General features: G+C 67.8%; 15 protein-coding genes and 1 riboswitch. Of the genes, 6 read left to right on the top strand and 9 right to left on the bottom strand.

Translation table 11 applies throughout. The features are described 5' to 3' along the window. Nucleotides 1-58: 58 nt before the first annotated feature. The 4 genes from ACFFJK_RS02795 to ACFFJK_RS02780 form a co-directional block, all read right to left on the bottom strand. A complete protein-coding gene (locus tag ACFFJK_RS02795; RefSeq protein WP_379677566.1) occupies nucleotides 59-391 on the bottom strand; it encodes a hypothetical protein in 333 nt (110 codons plus the stop codon). A gap of 7 nt (nucleotides 392-398) precedes the next feature. Then, the gene (locus ACFFJK_RS02790) at nucleotides 399-1,061 is read right to left on the bottom strand and encodes a thiol:disulfide interchange protein DsbA/DsbL (protein ID WP_379677565.1); all 663 of its coding nucleotides are present in this window, start codon (nucleotides 1,059-1,061) and stop codon (nucleotides 399-401) included. A 112-nt stretch (nucleotides 1,062-1,173) separates the two neighbouring features. Then, entirely contained in the window at nucleotides 1,174-2,097 is a 924-nt protein-coding gene (locus tag ACFFJK_RS02785; protein WP_379677564.1) for a cobalamin-binding protein, read from the bottom strand. Nucleotides 2,098-2,115: 18 nt separating this feature from the next. Then, complete coding sequence (locus tag ACFFJK_RS02780; protein WP_379677563.1) at nucleotides 2,116-4,110, bottom strand: TonB-dependent receptor family protein; 1,995 nt, start codon at nucleotides 4,108-4,110, stop codon at nucleotides 2,116-2,118. Nucleotides 4,111-4,190: 80 nt separating this feature from the next. After that, nucleotides 4,191-4,429, bottom strand: a riboswitch (cobalamin riboswitch). A 119-nt stretch (nucleotides 4,430-4,548) separates the two neighbouring features. On the opposite strand from ACFFJK_RS02780, the gene ACFFJK_RS02775 reads away from it, so the two are divergent. Further along, a complete protein-coding gene (locus ACFFJK_RS02775) occupies nucleotides 4,549-5,343 on the top strand; it encodes a DODA-type extradiol aromatic ring-opening family dioxygenase (protein ID WP_379677562.1) in 795 nt (264 codons plus the stop codon). A gap of 131 nt (nucleotides 5,344-5,474) precedes the next feature. Here ACFFJK_RS02775 and ylqF read toward each other — a convergent pair whose 3' ends face one another. Continuing rightward, nucleotides 5,475-6,422, bottom strand: a complete 948-nt coding sequence (gene ylqF, locus ACFFJK_RS02770) for a ribosome biogenesis GTPase YlqF (RefSeq protein ID WP_379677561.1) — start codon at nucleotides 6,420-6,422, stop codon at nucleotides 5,475-5,477. Between the two features lie 201 nt (nucleotides 6,423-6,623). Between ylqF and ACFFJK_RS02765 the strand changes: the two genes are divergently transcribed. Continuing rightward, nucleotides 6,624-6,767, top strand: coding sequence for a hypothetical protein (locus ACFFJK_RS02765; protein WP_379677560.1), 144 nt, complete (start codon nucleotides 6,624-6,626; stop codon nucleotides 6,765-6,767). A 4-nt stretch (nucleotides 6,768-6,771) separates the two neighbouring features. On the opposite strand, the gene ACFFJK_RS02760 is transcribed toward ACFFJK_RS02765, so the two are convergent. The 4 genes from ACFFJK_RS02760 to ACFFJK_RS02745 all read right to left on the bottom strand — a co-directional run bounded on the left by ACFFJK_RS02760 (nucleotide 6,772) and on the right by ACFFJK_RS02745 (nucleotide 10,988). Further along, the gene (locus tag ACFFJK_RS02760) at nucleotides 6,772-7,998 is read right to left on the bottom strand and encodes a hypothetical protein (RefSeq protein ID WP_379677559.1); all 1,227 of its coding nucleotides are present in this window, start codon (nucleotides 7,996-7,998) and stop codon (nucleotides 6,772-6,774) included. Next, nucleotides 7,988-8,863: a hypothetical protein gene (locus ACFFJK_RS02755; RefSeq protein ID WP_379677558.1), complete on the bottom strand. Its 876-nt coding sequence runs from the start codon at nucleotides 8,861-8,863 to the stop codon at nucleotides 7,988-7,990. Before ACFFJK_RS02755 ends, ACFFJK_RS02760 begins: the two co-directional genes overlap by 11 nt. A 200-nt stretch (nucleotides 8,864-9,063) precedes the next feature. Continuing rightward, on the bottom strand, nucleotides 9,064-9,945 hold the full coding sequence (locus ACFFJK_RS02750; protein WP_379677557.1) for a hypothetical protein: 882 nt from the start codon (nucleotides 9,943-9,945) through the stop codon (nucleotides 9,064-9,066). A gap of 113 nt (nucleotides 9,946-10,058) precedes the next feature. Then, nucleotides 10,059-10,988 (bottom strand): histone deacetylase family protein, encoded by a 930-nt coding sequence (locus ACFFJK_RS02745; RefSeq protein WP_379677556.1) that lies wholly within the window; start codon nucleotides 10,986-10,988, stop codon nucleotides 10,059-10,061. A gap of 233 nt (nucleotides 10,989-11,221) precedes the next feature. On the opposite strand from ACFFJK_RS02745, the gene ACFFJK_RS02740 reads away from it, so the two are divergent. From ACFFJK_RS02740 to mltB, 4 genes are read left to right on the top strand one after another with little or no spacing between them, the layout of a single operon-like run. Then, nucleotides 11,222-12,142: an AAA family ATPase gene (locus ACFFJK_RS02740; RefSeq protein WP_379677555.1), complete on the top strand. Its 921-nt coding sequence runs from the start codon at nucleotides 11,222-11,224 to the stop codon at nucleotides 12,140-12,142. After that, nucleotides 12,143-13,165 carry a DUF58 domain-containing protein gene (locus ACFFJK_RS02735; protein ID WP_379677554.1) on the top strand — a complete coding sequence of 341 codons (1,023 nt, stop codon included), beginning with the start codon at nucleotides 12,143-12,145 and terminating at the stop codon, nucleotides 13,163-13,165. Beyond that, nucleotides 13,162-15,162 (top strand): transglutaminase TgpA family protein, encoded by a 2,001-nt coding sequence (locus tag ACFFJK_RS02730; protein ID WP_379677553.1) that lies wholly within the window; start codon nucleotides 13,162-13,164, stop codon nucleotides 15,160-15,162. Before ACFFJK_RS02735 ends, ACFFJK_RS02730 begins: the two co-directional genes overlap by 4 nt. After that, nucleotides 15,159-16,361 carry a lytic murein transglycosylase B gene (mltB, locus tag ACFFJK_RS02725; protein WP_379677552.1) on the top strand — a complete coding sequence of 401 codons (1,203 nt, stop codon included), beginning with the start codon at nucleotides 15,159-15,161 and terminating at the stop codon, nucleotides 16,359-16,361. The genes ACFFJK_RS02730 and mltB overlap by 4 nt, the downstream gene beginning before the upstream one ends. The last annotated feature ends 323 nt before the right edge of the window (nucleotides 16,362-16,684 follow it).

Genomic DNA, 16,684 nt, shown 5'->3' with positions numbered 1-16,684 from the left:
GCGGGGCCAGTGTAGGGAAACTGCAGGAAACGCTAGGACCCCGCGGAAAACCGCGGGATCAGCGCCGGCTCTGTTCGGAGCTGGGGCGCACGTGCGTCACGCCGTACCACAGGTGTTCCCACCAGTGGTCGCGCGAGCGTACGGTCACGAGGCAAGCCTTGTCGATGCCGCCCTTGAAGAGCGGATCGGGGCATTTGTTGGTCATCAGGGCGTGGCGCTGGTTCTCGGCGTTCACGAGGGCGATGGCCAGCCACACGGCCACACCCGCGAAGAACACCGCCAGCGACCACGCCACGTGGTTCACGTTACTGGTCTCAAACAGGTCCTCCTCGTTGGGCCGGGACCCATCGTACATCTTGAGGACTTCGCGTTCGACGTCCTTGTTACTCATTTCGCCTTCATTTCGTTTTAGCTGCCCTTGCAACGAGCGCGTCCATCACCTGCATGGTCGCCTGCATCGTCTGTTCCACGCCCTGGATCTTGTTGGCTTGGCCCACCTGGCCCGGCGACACCACGTACTTGCCGTCGATGACGATGGTCGGGGTGCTGTTGGCCTTGTAGGCTGCCGCTACCTGGCTCAGGCGGCGCAGCTTGGTAGTCACGCCGAACGAATTCCAGGTTTCCATGAACTTGGCGCGGTCCAGGCCGTTCTTCACTGCCCACTCGATGATCTGGTCGTCCTTCATCAGGCGCTGGCGCTCGACGTGGATGGCGCGAAACACGCGGTGGTGGTATTCGTCGAGCTTGCCCATCGCTTCGAGCGTCAGGAACAGGCGCGCTTCCGGATCGGCCGGCCCCTGGAACGGCAGGTGGATGCGGCGCACGACGATGTTGTCACCCTGCTTTTTGATCCACTGGTTGAACGCAGGTTCCAGCATGTTGCAGGCCGGGCAGTGATAGGCGAAGAATTCGATCACCTCGACCTTCTTGCCCGTTGCCTGGACCGGCTGCGGCTGGGCCAGCGTCTGGTAGTCAACGCCGTTTTTCGGGTCGGCCGGCGACGCGATGGCGGTGCTGGCGAACATGGCGGCGGCGATGATGGCAAAACGCAGAGAACGCATAGGTTACCTTCCACAAGAAAGAATTAGCAAACGCCGGGAGATTACCACTTTTTTGCCTTCCCCAAGAAGGAAGAGCGGTGATTTTGCATTTGCTTACGGAATTAACTTGAGCTTACGGAAGTGATGAGTGAGTGGCTGAGGTACGCACCTGGATTCGTGCCTGCGGTCTGCGCTGACGTACCTCATCCAGCGCCTCGCACAGCCGGGCCGTGCCGTCGATGATCCTGGGCCCCGGCCGCGTGAGCAGCTCCCCGTCCACGGTCACCAGGTTGCCCCGCTTTACCGCCGTCATGTTCCGGTACGGCTCCCACAGCCTGAGCCCCGGGTTGGCCGGATCATGGCGCCTGCCCGCCAGGATCGCTTCCGGGTCCGCCGCCAGCACCGCCTCGATGCTGACCACGGGGGCCACCACCTTCAGGTGGCCGAACACGTTGCGCCCGCCGCAGAGGCGGATCGCGTCGCTGGCGATCTGGCCATCGTTGAGCGTGTACAGCGGCTGGTCCCAGATCTGGTAGAACACCGTCACCGGCGGGCGTTTGCCGTAGCGCGCTTCCAGCCCTGCCAGCCGGGCGCGAAAGGCGCGGGAGGCGGCCTGCGCGCTCGCCTGGGTGCCCAGCAGCTGGCCCAGGCGCTCGACATTGTCCGCCACCTGCCCCAGCCGGCGCGGCTCGGTGTGGTACACGGGAATGCCGAGACTTTCCAGCTGCGCGATCTGGCGCGCCGTGTTCCCGGTATGCCAGACCACGATCAGGTCCGGTTTCAGGGACAGCACGCGCTCCATGTCGATCTGGCTGTTGCTGCCGATGAGCGGGATCTTCCTTGCCGCCTCCGGGTAGTCGCTGTAGTTCATGGCGCCCACGACGCGCGCGCCGCCGCCGGCCGCGAACAGCAGCTCGGTGGCGTGCGGCGCCATCGAGATGACGCGTTGCGCCGGCTGCCCCACCGTGACGCGGCGGCCGGCGTCGTCCACCACCGTCACGGCGGCCTCGGCGCCCAGCGCCGCCAGGGCCAGCAGCGCGGGGACGAGTCGATTCAAGGCACCCATCGTGGTTTGTTAGAAGTCGTAGCGCAACGACAGCTTCAGCTGGCGGCCGTCGCTCGGGTAGATGCCCGAACGGCAGGCGAAGGCGTTGCTGTAGTACTGGCGGTCGGCCAGGTTGAGTACCGTCGCCGCCACTTCCCATGCCCCCACGCGGTACGCATAGCGCGCGTCCACGGTGGTAAACGACGGGATGCGGGCATTGCAGCTGTTGGCGAAATCGTCGCCGTAGCGCTGGCGGTCGGCCCACTGGGCGCCGATGTCGGCGCTGTGGCCGCCGGCGGGAGCCCAGGCCAGGCGCGCGGTCACGACGTTCTTCGGCACCAGGACCATCTCGCGGCCGGCATTCGGGCCGCCGGTGAACTCGGCTTGCACGTGCTGCCACTGGCCGGTCAGGCGCCAGTCGCGGGCGAAGACCAGCTGCCCTTCCACTTCCACGCCCTGGCGGTGGGTCGGGTCGAGGTTGGTGTTCGCGCCCCAGCGGCCGTAAAGGGTCGGATCGTAGAAGATCTCGTTGCTCAGGCGGTGGCGGAACAGGCGCGCGCCGAGCTGGCGTGCGCTGTTGCCGAAGCTGGCGCCCAGCTCGATGTCGCGCGAGGTCTGCGGGGCCAGGACTTCGGGACCGGAACGCACGCTGTTCTCGTCGACGTTGGCGATGCGGTAGCTGCGCCCGAGCTTGGCGAACACGGTCAGCTGCGGCAGCACGTCGATGCTGCCTTCGAGCGACCAGGCGTTGACCGACTGGTCGCGCCGCTCGTTCGCTACCGGCGGGAAGCCCAGCGGGTCCGAATAGTTCTTCTCGAATTTCTCGTGGCGCGCGCCGACGGCCAGGCGCGCATTGTGCGGCGCCGACCACTGGATCTCGTCGCGCAGGTAGAAGGCGGTCGAATCCTGCTGCGCGTCGCCCAGCGAGAAATCGGACGTGGTCTGGCGGTTCCAGCGCATCAGGTCGACGCCGGCCACCAGCTCGTTGCGCTTGTCGCCGAGCGCGGCGATGTGGCGCAGGCGCGGCGAGAACTGGGTCTGGTCGGCGTCGTAGCGTGACCTTGATGCGATCCTGGCGCCGTTGCTCGTGTAGTAGTAGTAGTTCGCTTCCACCTCGCGTTCGCGATGCGACAGCTCGGCGGCCAGTTCCAGGCTGCCGATGCGGTGTTCGAGCGAAGCGGTGACGCGGTCGGTGTCGATGCTGCCGAAGTCGTCCGGCGTGACCGTCTGGCGCGGATTGTCCAGGAACTGGGCTTCCGTCAGCGATCCCGGGAAGCGCGCATCCTGGCGCGAGCGCTCCACACGCAGGCCGACGCGGCCGGCGCCATAGTTCCACTGCACGCCGCCGCTGGCGGTCTCCTGCTCGAATGCGCTGTTTTTGCGGTAGTTGTCGGTCTTGCGCCTGGCCACGGCCACGTCCAGCGACACCGGGCCGGCGCCATAGGCCAGCGAGCCGCGCAGGTCGCGCGCGTCGAAGCGGCCTGCTTCCGCGAACAGCGAGCCGTGGGCACCGGGGCGGGCGCCCTTGCGGGTAATGATGTTGATGACGCCGCCGGTGGCGCCTTCGCCGTACAGCACGCTGCTGCCGCCGCGCTGGATCTCGATGCGCTCGACGGTATCGACCGGGATGCTGGACAGGACGGCGTTGGTCAGCTCGTTCTCGTTCAGGCGCACGCCGTCGACCAGGATCACCACGTTCTGCGCGCTGTTCGAGCCGAAGCCGCGCAGGTCGAGCGCGAAGTCGGGCGAGGCGTCCAGGCTCTGGCGCCCGAACACGCCGCCGATCTTGCGGATCGCGGCATTGACGTCGGTGGCGCCGGCGCGGCGGATCTCGTCCGCGGTGATGACGGTGGCGCCGATCGGCGCGGCGCTCGGCTGGGCCGGGAAACGCGCCCCGGTGATGACGATCGAGGGCACGGCTTCCTGCGCGAGGGCGTTGGCGGCGAGGATGGACAGGGAAAAAGCACAGGCCAGCGCGAGCGGCTTGAAGGCCGGCGCGCTGCGCGGTACGGCAGCAAAATTCATGTTGGATGTTCTCGGTAAAAGCACCGGCCTGCGTCCCCGCACACCGGAGTCAACGGAAGCCGCCCAAGGCCCATGCCTGCGGCGCTTCCACCTGTCTGGCCGGTATCCGGGCTCGCAAGACCGACCGCCTCACCTTCCTATGCGATGCACAGTGGTTGTCGAGGCGGCCTGTCGCCCCAGGAAACCCTGCGCGGCGACGCTTGTTGACCGTTGCGGGGGCAGCACATCCCGGCGCCGGCGCGTTGCGCGGACACCTCGTGTTTCCCGTTTAACTGCACGCGCGGATTGCGCATGCGGGCACCAGAACGCGGCGATTATAACCTGACAAGCCGTCGCGGTTTGTTTCGCCGCTTGCAGGCGGGCCTGGTGGAGCCCGCGCCGGCGCCGCCGCGTTCGATCGGCTACCATGGGTGCTTCGACTGAACACCCGGAGCACCCATGACGCTTCCCACCTACTTCGTGTCCCACGGCGGCGGTCCCTGGCCGTGGATGAAGGACCAGTACGGCCGCGCCTACGACAAGCTGGAAGCCTCGCTGCAGGCGATGCGACGCGACGCGGGAGACCGGGTGCGCGCGGTGCTGGTCGTCACCAGCCACTGGGAGACGCCCGGCTTCATGCTGTCGTCGGGAACGGCGCCCGGCATGATCTACGACTACGGCGGCTTCCCGCCGCATACCTACCAGGTCAGGTACCCGGCGCCGGGCGAGCCGGCGCTGGCGCAGCAGGCGGCCGCGCTGTTGAGCACCGCCGGCCATCCGGCCGGGCTGGACCCGGCGCGCGGCTTCGACCACGGGACCTTCTCGATGCTGTATCCGGTCTATCCGGAAGCCGCGATGCCGGTGGTGCAGCTGTCGCTGCGGCGCGACCTCGACCCGCTGGGCCACATCGAGGCCGGCCGTGCGCTGGCGCCGCTGCGGGACGATGGCGTACTGCTCATCGGCAGCGGGCTGTCGTACCACAACCTGCGCCAGTTCGGTCCCTCCGGGGCGGCGGCATCGAAGGCGTTCGACGGATGGCTGCAGCAGGCGCTGGCCTTGCCGCCGCAGGAGCGCACTGCCGCGCTGCTGGGCTGGCTTGACGCGCCGATGGCGCGGGCAGCGCATCCGCGCGAGGAACACCTGATTCCACTGATGGTGGCGCTGGGCGCCGCCGAGCGGGAGCCGGCGGCCTGCGTGTATCACGAGGAGGATTTTTTCGGGAGCCTGACGGTGTCGAGCTTCCGGTTCGGGTGAAGCGAGTGGCCTGCTCATCAGGTCGCAGGGTGGCCGCCTGGCGGCCGCGCGCTCAAATGACGCTTGCATCGCGAGGACGCATCATCTGCCTGGACGCGCGCACGGCATAGCCGTCCACCCTACAAAAAACCTCAGGTGCCGCGCTTGCCGCGCGCCGCTTCCTCGGCCTTGGCGGCAGCCTTCTCTTCGGCGATGCGCGCCTTCTCCGCCATCTCGGCCGCATGCCTGGCCAGGGCCGCGGCGCGGGTCGCGGGCGTCTCCAGGCTGATGCGTCCCAGCGCGCCGGTGCGGTAGTCGTGCAGCAGCACGTGCGCCGCCTTTTCGTAGTCGAACTCCCCGCCGCGCACGCGGAAGCCGCGCCGCTGCGCGACGTTCTCGATCACGGCGATGCCGTCCAGGCCCTCGGTCTTGAAGCCGTAGCGCGCCGTGAGCAGCTGCGGGTAACGCTCCAGCAGCAGGTTGGCCAGGAATTCCGCCACCTCTTCCTCGATCAGCGCATTCGAGCCGACCGCGTGGCTGGCGGCCAGCATCAGGCCGTCGCTCGCCATCGCGATCTTCGGCCACAGCATGCCCGGGGTGTCGACCAGCACGATGTGCTTGCCGAGGTAGAGCTTCTGCTGGGTCTTGGTGACGGCCGGCTCGTCGCCCACCTTCGCCACGCGCTTCTTCAGCAGCGCGTTCATCAGGGTGGATTTGCCGACGTTCGGGATCCCCATGATCATGATGCGCAGTGGCTTGGTCGGCACACCGCGGTGCGGCGCCAGCGACTGGCACAACTCCGGAATGCGCGCGACATCAAGCGGCTTCTTGGTCGTCATCGGGTAGGCGGTCACGCCTTCCTGGGCGTCATAGAAGGCTTTCCATGCCGCGGTGGCGGCCGGGTCGGCCAGGTCGATCTTGTTCAGGATTTTCAGGCAGGGACGCTGGCGGAACTTGCGCAGTTCCTCGACCAGCGGGTTGCAACTGGCCTCGGGCAGGCGGGCGTCGAGGACTTCGATCACCAGATCGGTGTTCTCCATCTGCTCGGCGGCTTCCTTCTTGGCCGCGTTCATGTGCCCCGGGAACCATTGAATGGACATGCTGTGCTTTCGTAATCTTCGGTCAGGGCGCTATTTTACGCTGCCCCCGCGGCATGCAAGCAACAGACCGGGCAAAGCCGGCCTGTTGAAGCGGCCTGTAGCTACTCTTTACGCTGGCCTGTTGATCCACTACAACGTTATCGCCATCCGGCGGCGCACACTGGTGACTTTCATGTGTCTGCTGCAATCAGGAGTATCACCATGCAACACCGTACCAAGAAGTCGCCCAAGGCTGCGAAATTTCCACCAAGGAACTCCCTGATCCGCTGGTGTACGTTCGGCATGCTGTGCGCCATGGTCGGCGGCGCCTGCTTCGTCGACCGCTTCCCTCTGCTGCCGGTCTAGCGGTCTAGCGCTCCGGCGCTGCGCAGGCGCTCGGCGGCAGCGGCTGGGCCGGATCGAAGGCGGCCAGCTGCGCACGCGCGGCATGGCGGTCCTTCGCGTACTCGGTGAGGTAGCGCGTCCGTTCCTCGCTCTGCCATTCGGCGTCCGACACGCCCTTCATGCTCTGCGTGCGGCTGGCGAACACCTGCCCTTCCAGCCGCGGCAGCAGCAGGCGGTCCGGGTCCACGTTCTCGCGCAGCAGGTAGCCGTCGACGTCGCGCAGCCTGAGCGGCAATGCCGGCGCCTCGTCCGTCATCAGCTTGCCGAACACGGTCAGCTTCACTTCGCGCGTGCCGGTTTCCAGCACGTCGTTGAAGGTCGCCACCGCGAACGGCTTGCCGCGCGCATCGTCGACCCGGCCGGTGACCACATAGCGTCCCGGCTGGCGCACCTCGAGGCGCAGGTAGAAGTTGAGCGAGCCGTTTTCCAGCGCCTCGCGCACCTGGCCGGTCCAGGCGGCCGGCAGGACCGGGCTGTAGACCACGTCGAACAGGGCGAACCCGTTCTTCCCGCCCGCGGTGTAGCGTACCTCGGTGCGGATGGTGCCGTGGAAGCCCGCCAGGCCGGTCTGGCTTGGGGCCAGCACGCCGGCGAAGGCGTTGTCTCCCGCTACCGGGTCGGCGCCGCCGCCATCGTCGGCAAACGCGAGCGCCACCTGCGGCGTGGCACGGCTGGCCCCGTAGGTCATGCCCTGCGCGACCGCGCGCGTGATCACGATCGGCACGACTTCGCCTTGCGCGTTCACGGCCCGCAGCGAAAACGCAACGGCTTCGCCCGCGGCGAGGTAGACGCGCGACTGCGAGGTCTGCAGCAGGACCGAATTGCTGGTCGCGCCGCCTTCGACCCGCATCGGGTGCATCTCCGTGACAGGCTGGTTCGGGTGCAGCTGGTCGGGATTGTGCGCCACCGGCTGCGACTCCATCGGGTACTTGCTGCCTTCCAGGTAGCTGCAATAGGTATGGTCCGTGAGCTGCGCGTGCTCGAGCAACTGGCGGCGGCGCTCGGCGCGGTCGCCGGGAATGGCCAGGCCGCCGTCGCCCGCTAGCGCGCCGAAGAACCGGGGTCCCGCGGGCGGCGGGCTTGGGGCCGCCTGTACGGGCGCCTCCGCCTCGCCGCGCGCGAGCCACAGGCCGAGCGCGGCCACGAAGGCGACGCCCAGCCCGATCAGCCCCTTGGATCGCCTAGAGGGCACTGTTCACCACCGCGCTGCGCACCACGCCCACGATGCCGCCCCAGTTGCCGTTGGCGTAGTGGTTGTAGGCTTCGTTATCGTCACGGAAGACCACCGAATGGTAGCTCCACTTGGCGCTGCCGCCTTCGTTGGCGGCGGTGCCCATGGTCAGGTCGTTGCAGAACCAGTCGCTCGGGTTGCAGTAGGAGCCGCCCGAACTGCCGGCCACGCCGCCGGTGCTGTGGTAGGCCACGGCCTCGTCGTCCTGCCCCGGCAGGATGCCGGAATAGGCCGTGCCCTTGGCCGCCGCGTACATGTAGAACCAGATGTTGCGCGTGGTATTGTGGTTGTACATGGCGCGCGCCGTGGTGGTCTTCAGGTCCTGCACCAGTGGCTCCGACGTCGTCCAGGAGCCGGCATCGGACAGCTCCGAGCCCCCGGCGGCCCCGGAGGCGGCGCGCACCCATTTGATGTTCCAGCCGGTCTGCGAACTGCCGTCGCTGTTGCCGCACACGCCGCTCGTATTCGGGCTGGCGTTCTTCTTCAGGCGCGCCGAGCCGCCGTAGTTGGCCAGCGTGTAGCCCATCATCAGGTCGCCGGCGCTGTGGGTAACGACGTAGCACCAGTTGGGGCCGGTGCAGAAGCAGTCGAGCGCGTCGCGCACCTTGCCGCTCTGGGACGCGATGCTGCTGCGGCCGTCCCAGTTGACGGCCTTCTTGTTGACGCCGGCCGCCGTGGTGCCGGGCCCCCAATATCTGAAATCGTTGTAGTTGCCGATCGTCCCGCCGCCGGTGCGGCCGTTGATCCAGAGGGTGTAGTTTGCGGCAGCGGCCAGGCCGGATGCGAGGAACAGGCACAGCGCGCAGATCATACGTAGATGTCTCACTGTCTTTCTCCTTTTGTCGTTGTTCGCCGTAGGGGTACCACTCGGTTACGGCTGAGTCCGACTCTATGCCTGACATATATGCATGTCAATTTGCACAATTGAAAAGGAAACAGTGTGTCGTAATTGCACAATACAAGAGGCAACGAAGCATCGCGATTTACGCAAAGCAAGCACGCTGCCTCTTGTGCACCCTTGTGCGCCTACAGGGCGGTGTTCACCACGGCGCTGCGCACCACGCCCATGATGCCGCCCCAGTTGCCGTTGATGTAGTGGTTGTAGTCTTCGCTGTCGTCGCGGAAGACCACCGAGTGGTAGCTCCATTTGGTGCTGCCGCCCTGGTTGGCGGCGGTGCCGAGCGTCAGGTCGTTGCAGAACCAGTCGCGCGGGTTGCAGAGGGAGCGGCCGGCGCTGCCGGCCACGCCGCCGCTGCTGTGGTAGGCGATGACTTCGTCGTCCTGGCCCGGCAGCAGGCCGGAATACAGCGTACCCCTGGCGCCCGCATACATGTAGAACCAGATGTTGCGCGTGGTATTGTGGTTGTACATGGCGCGCGCGGTGCTGGTCTTCAGGTCCTGCACCAGCGGTTCCGACGTCGTCCAGGAGCCGGCATCGGACAGCTCCGAGCCCCCGGCGGCGCCGGCGGCGACACGCACCCACCGGATGTTCCAGCCGGTCTGCGAACTGCCGTCGCTGTTGCCGCACACGCCCGCGGCGTTCGGGCTGGCGTTCTTCTTCAGGCGCGCCGAGCCGCCGTAGTTGGCCAAGGTGTAGCCCAGCATCAGGTCGCCGGCGCTGTAGGTGACGACATAGCACCAGTTGGGGCCGGTGCAGAAGCAGTCGAGCGCGTCGCGCACCTTGCCGCTCTGGGACGCGATGCTGCTGCGGCCGTCCCAGTTGACTGCCTTCTTGTTGACGCCGGCCGGGGTGGAAGACGGGCCCCAGTAGCTGAAGTCGTCGTAATTGCCGGCGGCGCCGACCGCGCCACCGGCGCGGCCGTTGATCCATAGCGTGTAGTTGGTTGCGGCTGCCACGCCGGAAGCGAGGAACAGGCACAGCGCGCAAAAGGGTCGGGTCGGTCTCACTTTCTTCTCCTTGTTGGTCGCTTCGCGCATGGGCGCGAAGTCGTGAAGGATTAGATGTGCGGACCGGGCAGGACGTTCCAGGCCGAGCCTGCAGGCGAACGGCGATTGCCGGGTTATTCGAGTTCGGCCAGCACCTTCAGGTGGGCCACGACGCTGCGCCCCAGCGCCGACAGCGCATAACCGCCCTCGAGGCAGCTGACGATGCGCCCGTTCGCATACTGCCTGGCGATCGCCATCACCTGGCGCGTGATCCAGGCGTAGTCGGCCTCGACCAGGCCGATGCCGCCCATGTCGTCCTCGCGGTGGCCGTCGAAGCCGGCCGAGACGAAGATCATCTGCGGCTTGTGGGCATGCAGCGCGGGCAGCCAGTAGTCCGTGACCAGCTTGCGCACGGCCTCGCCGTCGCACAGCGCCGGCACCGGGATGTTGACGCTGGTGGCCGTGACGGGCTCCGGGTCGCAATACGGGTAGAACGGATGCTGGAACAGGCTCGCCATCAGCACCCGCGGGTCGCCCCTGAACGCCTCGGCCGTGCCGTTGCCGTGGTGGACGTCGAAGTCGACGATGGCCACGCGCTCCAGCCCATGCACCTCCATCGCATGGCGGGCGGCGATGGCGACGTTGTTGAAGAAGCAGAAACCCATCGGCTCGCGCGGCGTGGCATGGTGGCCCGGCGGGCGCACCGAGCAGAAGGCGTTGTCGACTTCGCCCGCGATGACGGCATCGGTCGCCGCCACCGCCGCGCCGGCCGCGCGCAGGGCCGCGCGGTAGCTGTCATGGCTGAGGATGGTGTCGCCGTCGAGCGGATAGTATTCGCCGGCGGCGGGCACGTTGTCGCGCACCAGCGCCACCGCGCCGGGGGTGTGGTTGCGCAGGACGTCGGACAGGTCGGCCAGCGGCGCGCTGCGCTGCTCGATCAGGCCGTCCAGGCGGGCCAGGATCAGCTGGTCGTCGATCGCCTGCAGGCGCGCCGGGCATTCCGGATGCCAGTCGCCCATCTCGTGCTTCATGCAGTCCGGGTGACTGTAGATTGCTGTGCTCATCGTGCTTGTCGTCTGCCTAATCGTTTGCCTGCCGGTTCGCAGGCCGGTTGCACTCGGCTCATCCATGTTCCCCCGTGCGCCCGTTCTCGCATAGAATCGGTGCAAAGGCTTGTTGCCGATGGAGTATGAAGCTTGCCAATGGCGTTAATCTACCACGCCAGCGCCCGCATCCGCACCTGGGCCTGCACGACAGGCACCGCGCCTTCACTTGAATGGATCACCGGAACCCAACCATGTTCAATCAACTGCATGCCGCCGCACGCCAGGTCAGCCAGGTCGTGGTCGGCAAGGACCAGCAGGTCCGCCTGGCCCTGACCTGCCTGCTGGCCGGCGGCCACCTGCTGCTCGAAGACCTGCCCGGCGTGGGCAAGACCACGCTGGCGCACGCGCTGGCGATCTCGCTCGGCCTGAAGTTCAACCGCGTCCAGTTCACCAGCGACCTGCTGCCGGCCGACGTGGCCGGCATCTCGGTGTACGAGCGCGAGAAGAACGACTTCGTGTTCCACCCCGGCCCGATCTTCACCCAGGTGCTGCTGGCCGACGAGATCAACCGCGCCACGCCCAAGACCCAGTCCGGCCTGCTGGAGGCGATGGAGGAACGCCAGGTCAGCGCCGACGGCGTCACCCGCGCCCTGCCCGAGCCCTTCTTTGTCATCGCCACCCAGAACCCGGCCAACCAGGTGGGCACCTTCCCGCTGCCGGAATCGCAGCTCGACCGCTTCCTGATGTGCCTGTCGCTTGGCTACCCGGACGCCGCCGCCGAACGCGCCCTCTTGATGGGCGAAGACCGGCGCGCCATGCTGCGCACCCTGCAGCCGGCCATGCAGCCGTCGGAACTGGCGGCCGCGCAGCGCGCCCTCAAGGAGATCCACGCTTCGCCGTCGCTCATCACCTATGTGCAGGCGCTGGCGCAGGCCTCGCGCCAGAACGGCCTGTTCGCCGAGGGGCTGTCGCCGCGCGCCGCCATCGCCCTGCTGCAGGCCGGCCGCGCCTGGGCGGCGCTGGAAGGACGCGACCACGTGATCCCCGAGGATATCCAGGCGGTGCTGGTGCCGGTCTGCGCGCACCGCCTGCGCCCGCTGAAGGCGGCGCACGGCATGGCGCTGGCCAGCCGCGACCTCGTGCTGCAATTGCAGAAGTCGGTCGCCGTCTAGATGGGGCAGGCGCTACGCGGACAGGGAGTGCGCGGTTGGCTGCGGCGCAGCACCGGCAAGTGGCTGCCGCGCCGCGGCACGCTCGATGCCGGCGAAGTGGTCCTGAGCCAGCGCCGCGTGTTCATCCTGCCGACGCGGGCCGGCATCGGCTTTGCCGTGCTGCTGTTCGTGCTGCTGGTCGGTTCCATCAACTACACGCTCGGCCTGGGTTTCGCCCTCACCTTCCTGGCCCTGTCGTGCGGCCTGGTGGACATGGTCTTCACCTACCGTAACCTGGCCCACCTGGCATTGCAGCCGGGCCGCGTGCCCCCGGTCTTCGCCGGCCAGGAAGCGCAGTTCGAGCTGCACATCGCCAACCGCGCCGGGCTGGCGCGCTACGGCGTCTGGGTCGACTTCGACGACGTTCCCGGCGGCGAGCCGCGCCACGTGACCGACATCCCCGCCCACGGCAGCGCCGCGGTGCTGCTGGGCGTACCGACTGCGGCGCGCGGCTGGCTGCGGCCTGCGCGCATCGTGCTGTCCACCCGCTTCCCGCTCGGCCTGTTCCGCGCCTGGAGTTACTGGCGTCCGGCCGCCCAGGCCCTGGTCTATCCGCGCCCGGAAGAAGGCGCGCCGCCGCTGCCGGCAGGCGGCAACGCGGACGGCAGCGGGCGTGCGGCATCGGCCTGCGCCAGCAACGACGATTTCGCCGGCGTGCGCAGCTACCAGGCCGGCGACTCGCCGCGCCAGCTGGCCTGGCGCCAGATCGCGCGGCTCGACCCGGCCCTCGGCGGCCAGCTGGTCACCAAGCATTTCGAAGGCGGCGCCGGCGACGAGCTGGTGCTCGACTTCGCCGCCCTGCCGGCCACCCTCGACCTGGAGCTGCGCCTGTCGCGCATGACCCGCTGGGTGCTCGACGCCGAGCAGCGCGCCCTGCCCTATGCCTTCCGGCTGGGCGCCGTGCGGTACGACGCCGCGCTCGGGGCAGCCCACCAGGCGGCCTGCCTGCGCGCGCTGGCCCTGTACGGCAAGGAGGCGGCATGAAGCCGGGTACCCTCCCGCGCGACAAGGCCGATACCCTGCTGCTGCTGGGCAGCGCGGTGCTGGTGCTGGCGCCGCACGCCGCCCACCTGCCGCTGTGGGTGACGCTGCTGTGCGCGGCGACGCTGGGGTGGCGCGCCGCGATCACCCTGCGCGGCAAGCGCATGCCCTCGGCCCTGGTGCTGCTGCCGATCGCGGCGGCGGCGATGGCCGGGGTGCAGTTCAGCTACCAGACCCTGATCGGACGCGACGCCGGGGTGGCGATGCTGGTGCTGCTGGTCGCCTTCAAGATGCTCGAGATGCATGCGCGGCGCGACCTGTACGTCGTGATCTTCCTGTGCTTCTTCCTGGTCCTGACCAACTTCTTCTACGCCCAGGGCATCGGCACCGCGCTCCTGATGGTGGCCGCGGTGCTGGCCCTGCTCACCACCCAGCTCTCGTTCCAGTTCACCGGCGCGGTGCCCCCGCTGCGCTCGCGCCTGGCGATGGGGGCGAAGATGCTGGCCTTCGCCGCGCCGGTCGCGGTGGTGCTGTTCGTCGTCTTCCCGCGCCTGGGCGGCCCGCTGTGGAGCATGCCGGGCAGCGGCCCCGGGGGCGGCGGCCAGTCCGGCCTGTCCGAGCGCATGGCACCGGGGCAGATGTCGAACCTGGCGATGTCCGGCGAGCCGGCCTTCCGGGCGCGCTTCGACGGCCCGCCGCCGAACCGCGAGCAGCTGTACTGGCGCGCGCTGGTGCTCGACGCCTACGACGGCGTCGCCTGGACCCGCGGCGGCTCGCTTCCGACCCGCGGCGGCGTCGACCTGAACGTGCGCGGCCAGGCCCTGCGCTACGAGGTGACGCTGGAGCCGTCGACTGCGCGCTGGCTGTTCACGCTCGAGATGCCGGGCCAGGTGCCGCAGTTGACGGGCTACCGGGCGCGCGTGTCGCACCAGCTGGAACTGAGCAGCGACCGCCCCCTGAACCAGCGCGTACGCTACGCCATGACCTCGTACCCGGAATACACCCTGGACGGCGCCGACGCCCTCGACGACCCGAACCAGTGGCTGCTGCTGCCCTATGGGTACAACCCACGCGCGCTCGCCGCCGGCATCGCCCTGCGCAAGGAGCCGGAGCCGGCGCGCCGCGTCGAGGCCGTGCTGCGCCAGTTCCGCGAGCAGCCCTACAGCTACACGCTGGAGCCGCCGCTGCTGGGCCGTCACGCGGTGGACGAATTCCTGTACGGGACGCGCGCCGGTTTTTGCGAACATTATTCCGGCGCCTTCGTGTTCCTGATGCGCGCGGCCGGCATCCCGGCGCGTGTCGTGACCGGCTACCAGGGCGGCGAGCTGAACCCGATCGACGGCTACATGACGGTGCGCCAGTCCGATGCGCACGCCTGGGCCGAGGTCTGGCTGCGGGGACGCGGCTGGGTGCGCGTGGATCCGACCGCCGCGGTGGCGCCGGAGCGGGTGCGCCGCAACCTCGCCGCGGCCGTCGAGGCGCCGGCGCCGTTCGGCATCGACGCGCTGCGCGGCTTTTCGCTGTTCAACGCCGGCGGCGACGGGCTGCTCGGGCGCCTGCGCAACGCGATCGGCGCCGTCAACAACGGCTGGAACCAGTGGGTGCTGAACTACACGCCGGAGCGCCAGCGCGGCGTGATGCAAAGCCTGCAAACCGGGTTGTCGGGATGGCGTTTTGCCGCCCTGTTAACGTTCATCGCCGCGGTGTTGCTGCTCACGAGAATTTTATCTCGCCATAGGGAAATTGATCCTGTCGAGGCGGTATACTCCTCGCTATGCAAGCGCCTCGCCCACCTGAGCCTGGCACGTGCGGCGGACGAAGGGCCCACCTCCTACGCGGCCCGGATTGCGGCCACGCAGCGCCTGGCGCCGCCATCACGCGAAGCCGCCGCCGAACTCTTGCGCCGCTATAGCGCCTGGCGCTATGCGCCGCCCCAGCCGCAACTGCAGCGCGAGCGGCTGGCCGCTACCTTGAAGAGCTTATTGTCACAGGTTAGATGAAATCGATCGTTCCCCTGGTTGCCGCGCTGGCACTGGCGTTTTCCCCGATCGGGGTTGCCGGCGCCGCCGCGAAGGATTCCCACGCCCCTGCCACCCAATCGACCGCCAAGGCCAAAGCCGGGACCAAGGCTAGCACCAAGGCCAAGCCCGGCAAGGCGAAGGCCGGCAAGCCGGTCTCCATCAAGTCGTCCCGCGTACTGAAGGCCGCCCCGGCGGCTGCGGTCATCGACTATGACGGCGAGCACAGCAATTTCCTCGAATGGCAGGCCATGCGCGACTTCATCGACGAGATGGTCGGCAAGCACGGTTTCGAGCGTGCCTGGCTGGAGTCGCTGTTCCGCGAGGCGCGCTTCATCGACTCGGCCGTCCAGCTGGTCAAGCCGGCGCCGCCGGGCAAGCCGAAGAACTGGCAGGTCTACCGCGACCGCTTCATCGAACCGATCCGCATCGCCGCCGGCGTGCGCTTCTGGAACGAGCACGCCGCCACGCTGGCCCGCGCCGAAGCGGCCTATGGGGTGCCGGCCGAAATCATCGTCGGCATCATCGGCATCGAGACCATCTATGGCCGCGACACCGGCAAGTTCCGCGTGCTCGATACGCTCTCCACGCTGGCCTTCGCGTATCCGGAAACGCCGAACCGCGCCAGCCGCATGGCGTTCTTCCGCAGCGAACTGGCCAACACCCTGCTGTTCGCGCGCGAGCACAAGATCGAGCCGTTTTCGCTGCTGGGCTCGTTCGCCGGCGCGGTCGGCATGCCGCAGTTCATGCCCGGCAGCATCCTGAGGTATGGCGTCGACTTCAATGGCGACGGTAAGCTCGACCTGCGCAATTCGCCGGAAGACGCGATCGGCAGCGTCGCCAACTTCCTGGTCCAGCACGGCTGGAATCCGGAGCACCGCGGCACGCCGGTGGTGAAGGTCGATGTGTCGCCGAACCGGGCCTGGGAACCCCTGCTGGAGCGCGGTCTGACGGCGACGCTGACACCGGAAGCGCTGCGCGCCGCAGGCGTCATGCCCGAAACCGCGCTGCCGGCCGGGCGCCTGTATGGCCTGGTCGACCTGCAGAACGGCGCCGAGCCGACCGAGTATTGGGCAGCAGACGATAATTTCTTTGCTATCACTAAATACAATCGCAGTTATTTCTATGCCATGTCCGTCATCGAGCTTGGCCGTGCTGTAAGCGCTTCTCGCGGCCGTTAGCCTTGCCGCGCGGGAAACTTTGTATCGATTTGTAACGGGTTTCCCGCACTGCAGCAGTGCTCCTCCCCCTTCCACCCCCGCATACCCCCGGGGGTATGCGTCCCTTTCGTGTAGATTCTCTGTAGAAACATCTACAACGTCCCCATACTCCCCGTTTTCTTGCATTCCTGTCAGCGTTTTTCATACCGTGCGGCACTAATAGCGGCTTCCGACTACACTGGTGATTAATCAAAAAACAATTATTATTTCCGTGACTTTGTGAGAGAATTGCATTGCGGCTATTGTTGCGATGAGACAACAATTCTGAGACTAGTCATCTGATT

This window comes from Massilia consociata (genome assembly GCF_042432755.1).
In the GTDB taxonomy this organism is placed as follows: Bacteria; Pseudomonadota; Gammaproteobacteria; order Burkholderiales; family Burkholderiaceae_D; genus Telluria; species Telluria consociata.
Note: the sequence above shows the minus strand (reverse complement) of the source record. Positions and strands in the feature narration are given on the sequence as shown.

Coding starts and splice junctions, on each gene's coding strand:
- ACFFJK_RS02795 (WP_379677566.1), bottom strand. CDS start 391: ATGAGTAACAAGGACGTCGAACGCGAAGTCCTCAAGATGTACGATGGG.
- ACFFJK_RS02790 (WP_379677565.1), bottom strand. CDS start 1,061: ATGCGTTCTCTGCGTTTTGCCATCATCGCCGCCGCCATGTTCGCCAGC.
- ACFFJK_RS02780 (WP_379677563.1), bottom strand. CDS start 4,110: ATGAATTTTGCTGCCGTACCGCGCAGCGCGCCGGCCTTCAAGCCGCTC.
- ACFFJK_RS02775 (WP_379677562.1), top strand. CDS start 4,549: ATGACGCTTCCCACCTACTTCGTGTCCCACGGCGGCGGTCCCTGGCCG.
- ylqF (WP_379677561.1), bottom strand. CDS start 6,422: ATGTCCATTCAATGGTTCCCGGGGCACATGAACGCGGCCAAGAAGGAA.
- ACFFJK_RS02765 (WP_379677560.1), top strand. CDS start 6,624: ATGCAACACCGTACCAAGAAGTCGCCCAAGGCTGCGAAATTTCCACCA.
- ACFFJK_RS02745 (WP_379677556.1), bottom strand. CDS start 10,988: ATGAGCACAGCAATCTACAGTCACCCGGACTGCATGAAGCACGAGATG.
- ACFFJK_RS02740 (WP_379677555.1), top strand. CDS start 11,222: ATGTTCAATCAACTGCATGCCGCCGCACGCCAGGTCAGCCAGGTCGTG.
- ACFFJK_RS02735 (WP_379677554.1), top strand. CDS start 12,143: ATGGGGCAGGCGCTACGCGGACAGGGAGTGCGCGGTTGGCTGCGGCGC.
- ACFFJK_RS02730 (WP_379677553.1), top strand. CDS start 13,162: ATGAAGCCGGGTACCCTCCCGCGCGACAAGGCCGATACCCTGCTGCTG.
- mltB (WP_379677552.1), top strand. CDS start 15,159: ATGAAATCGATCGTTCCCCTGGTTGCCGCGCTGGCACTGGCGTTTTCC.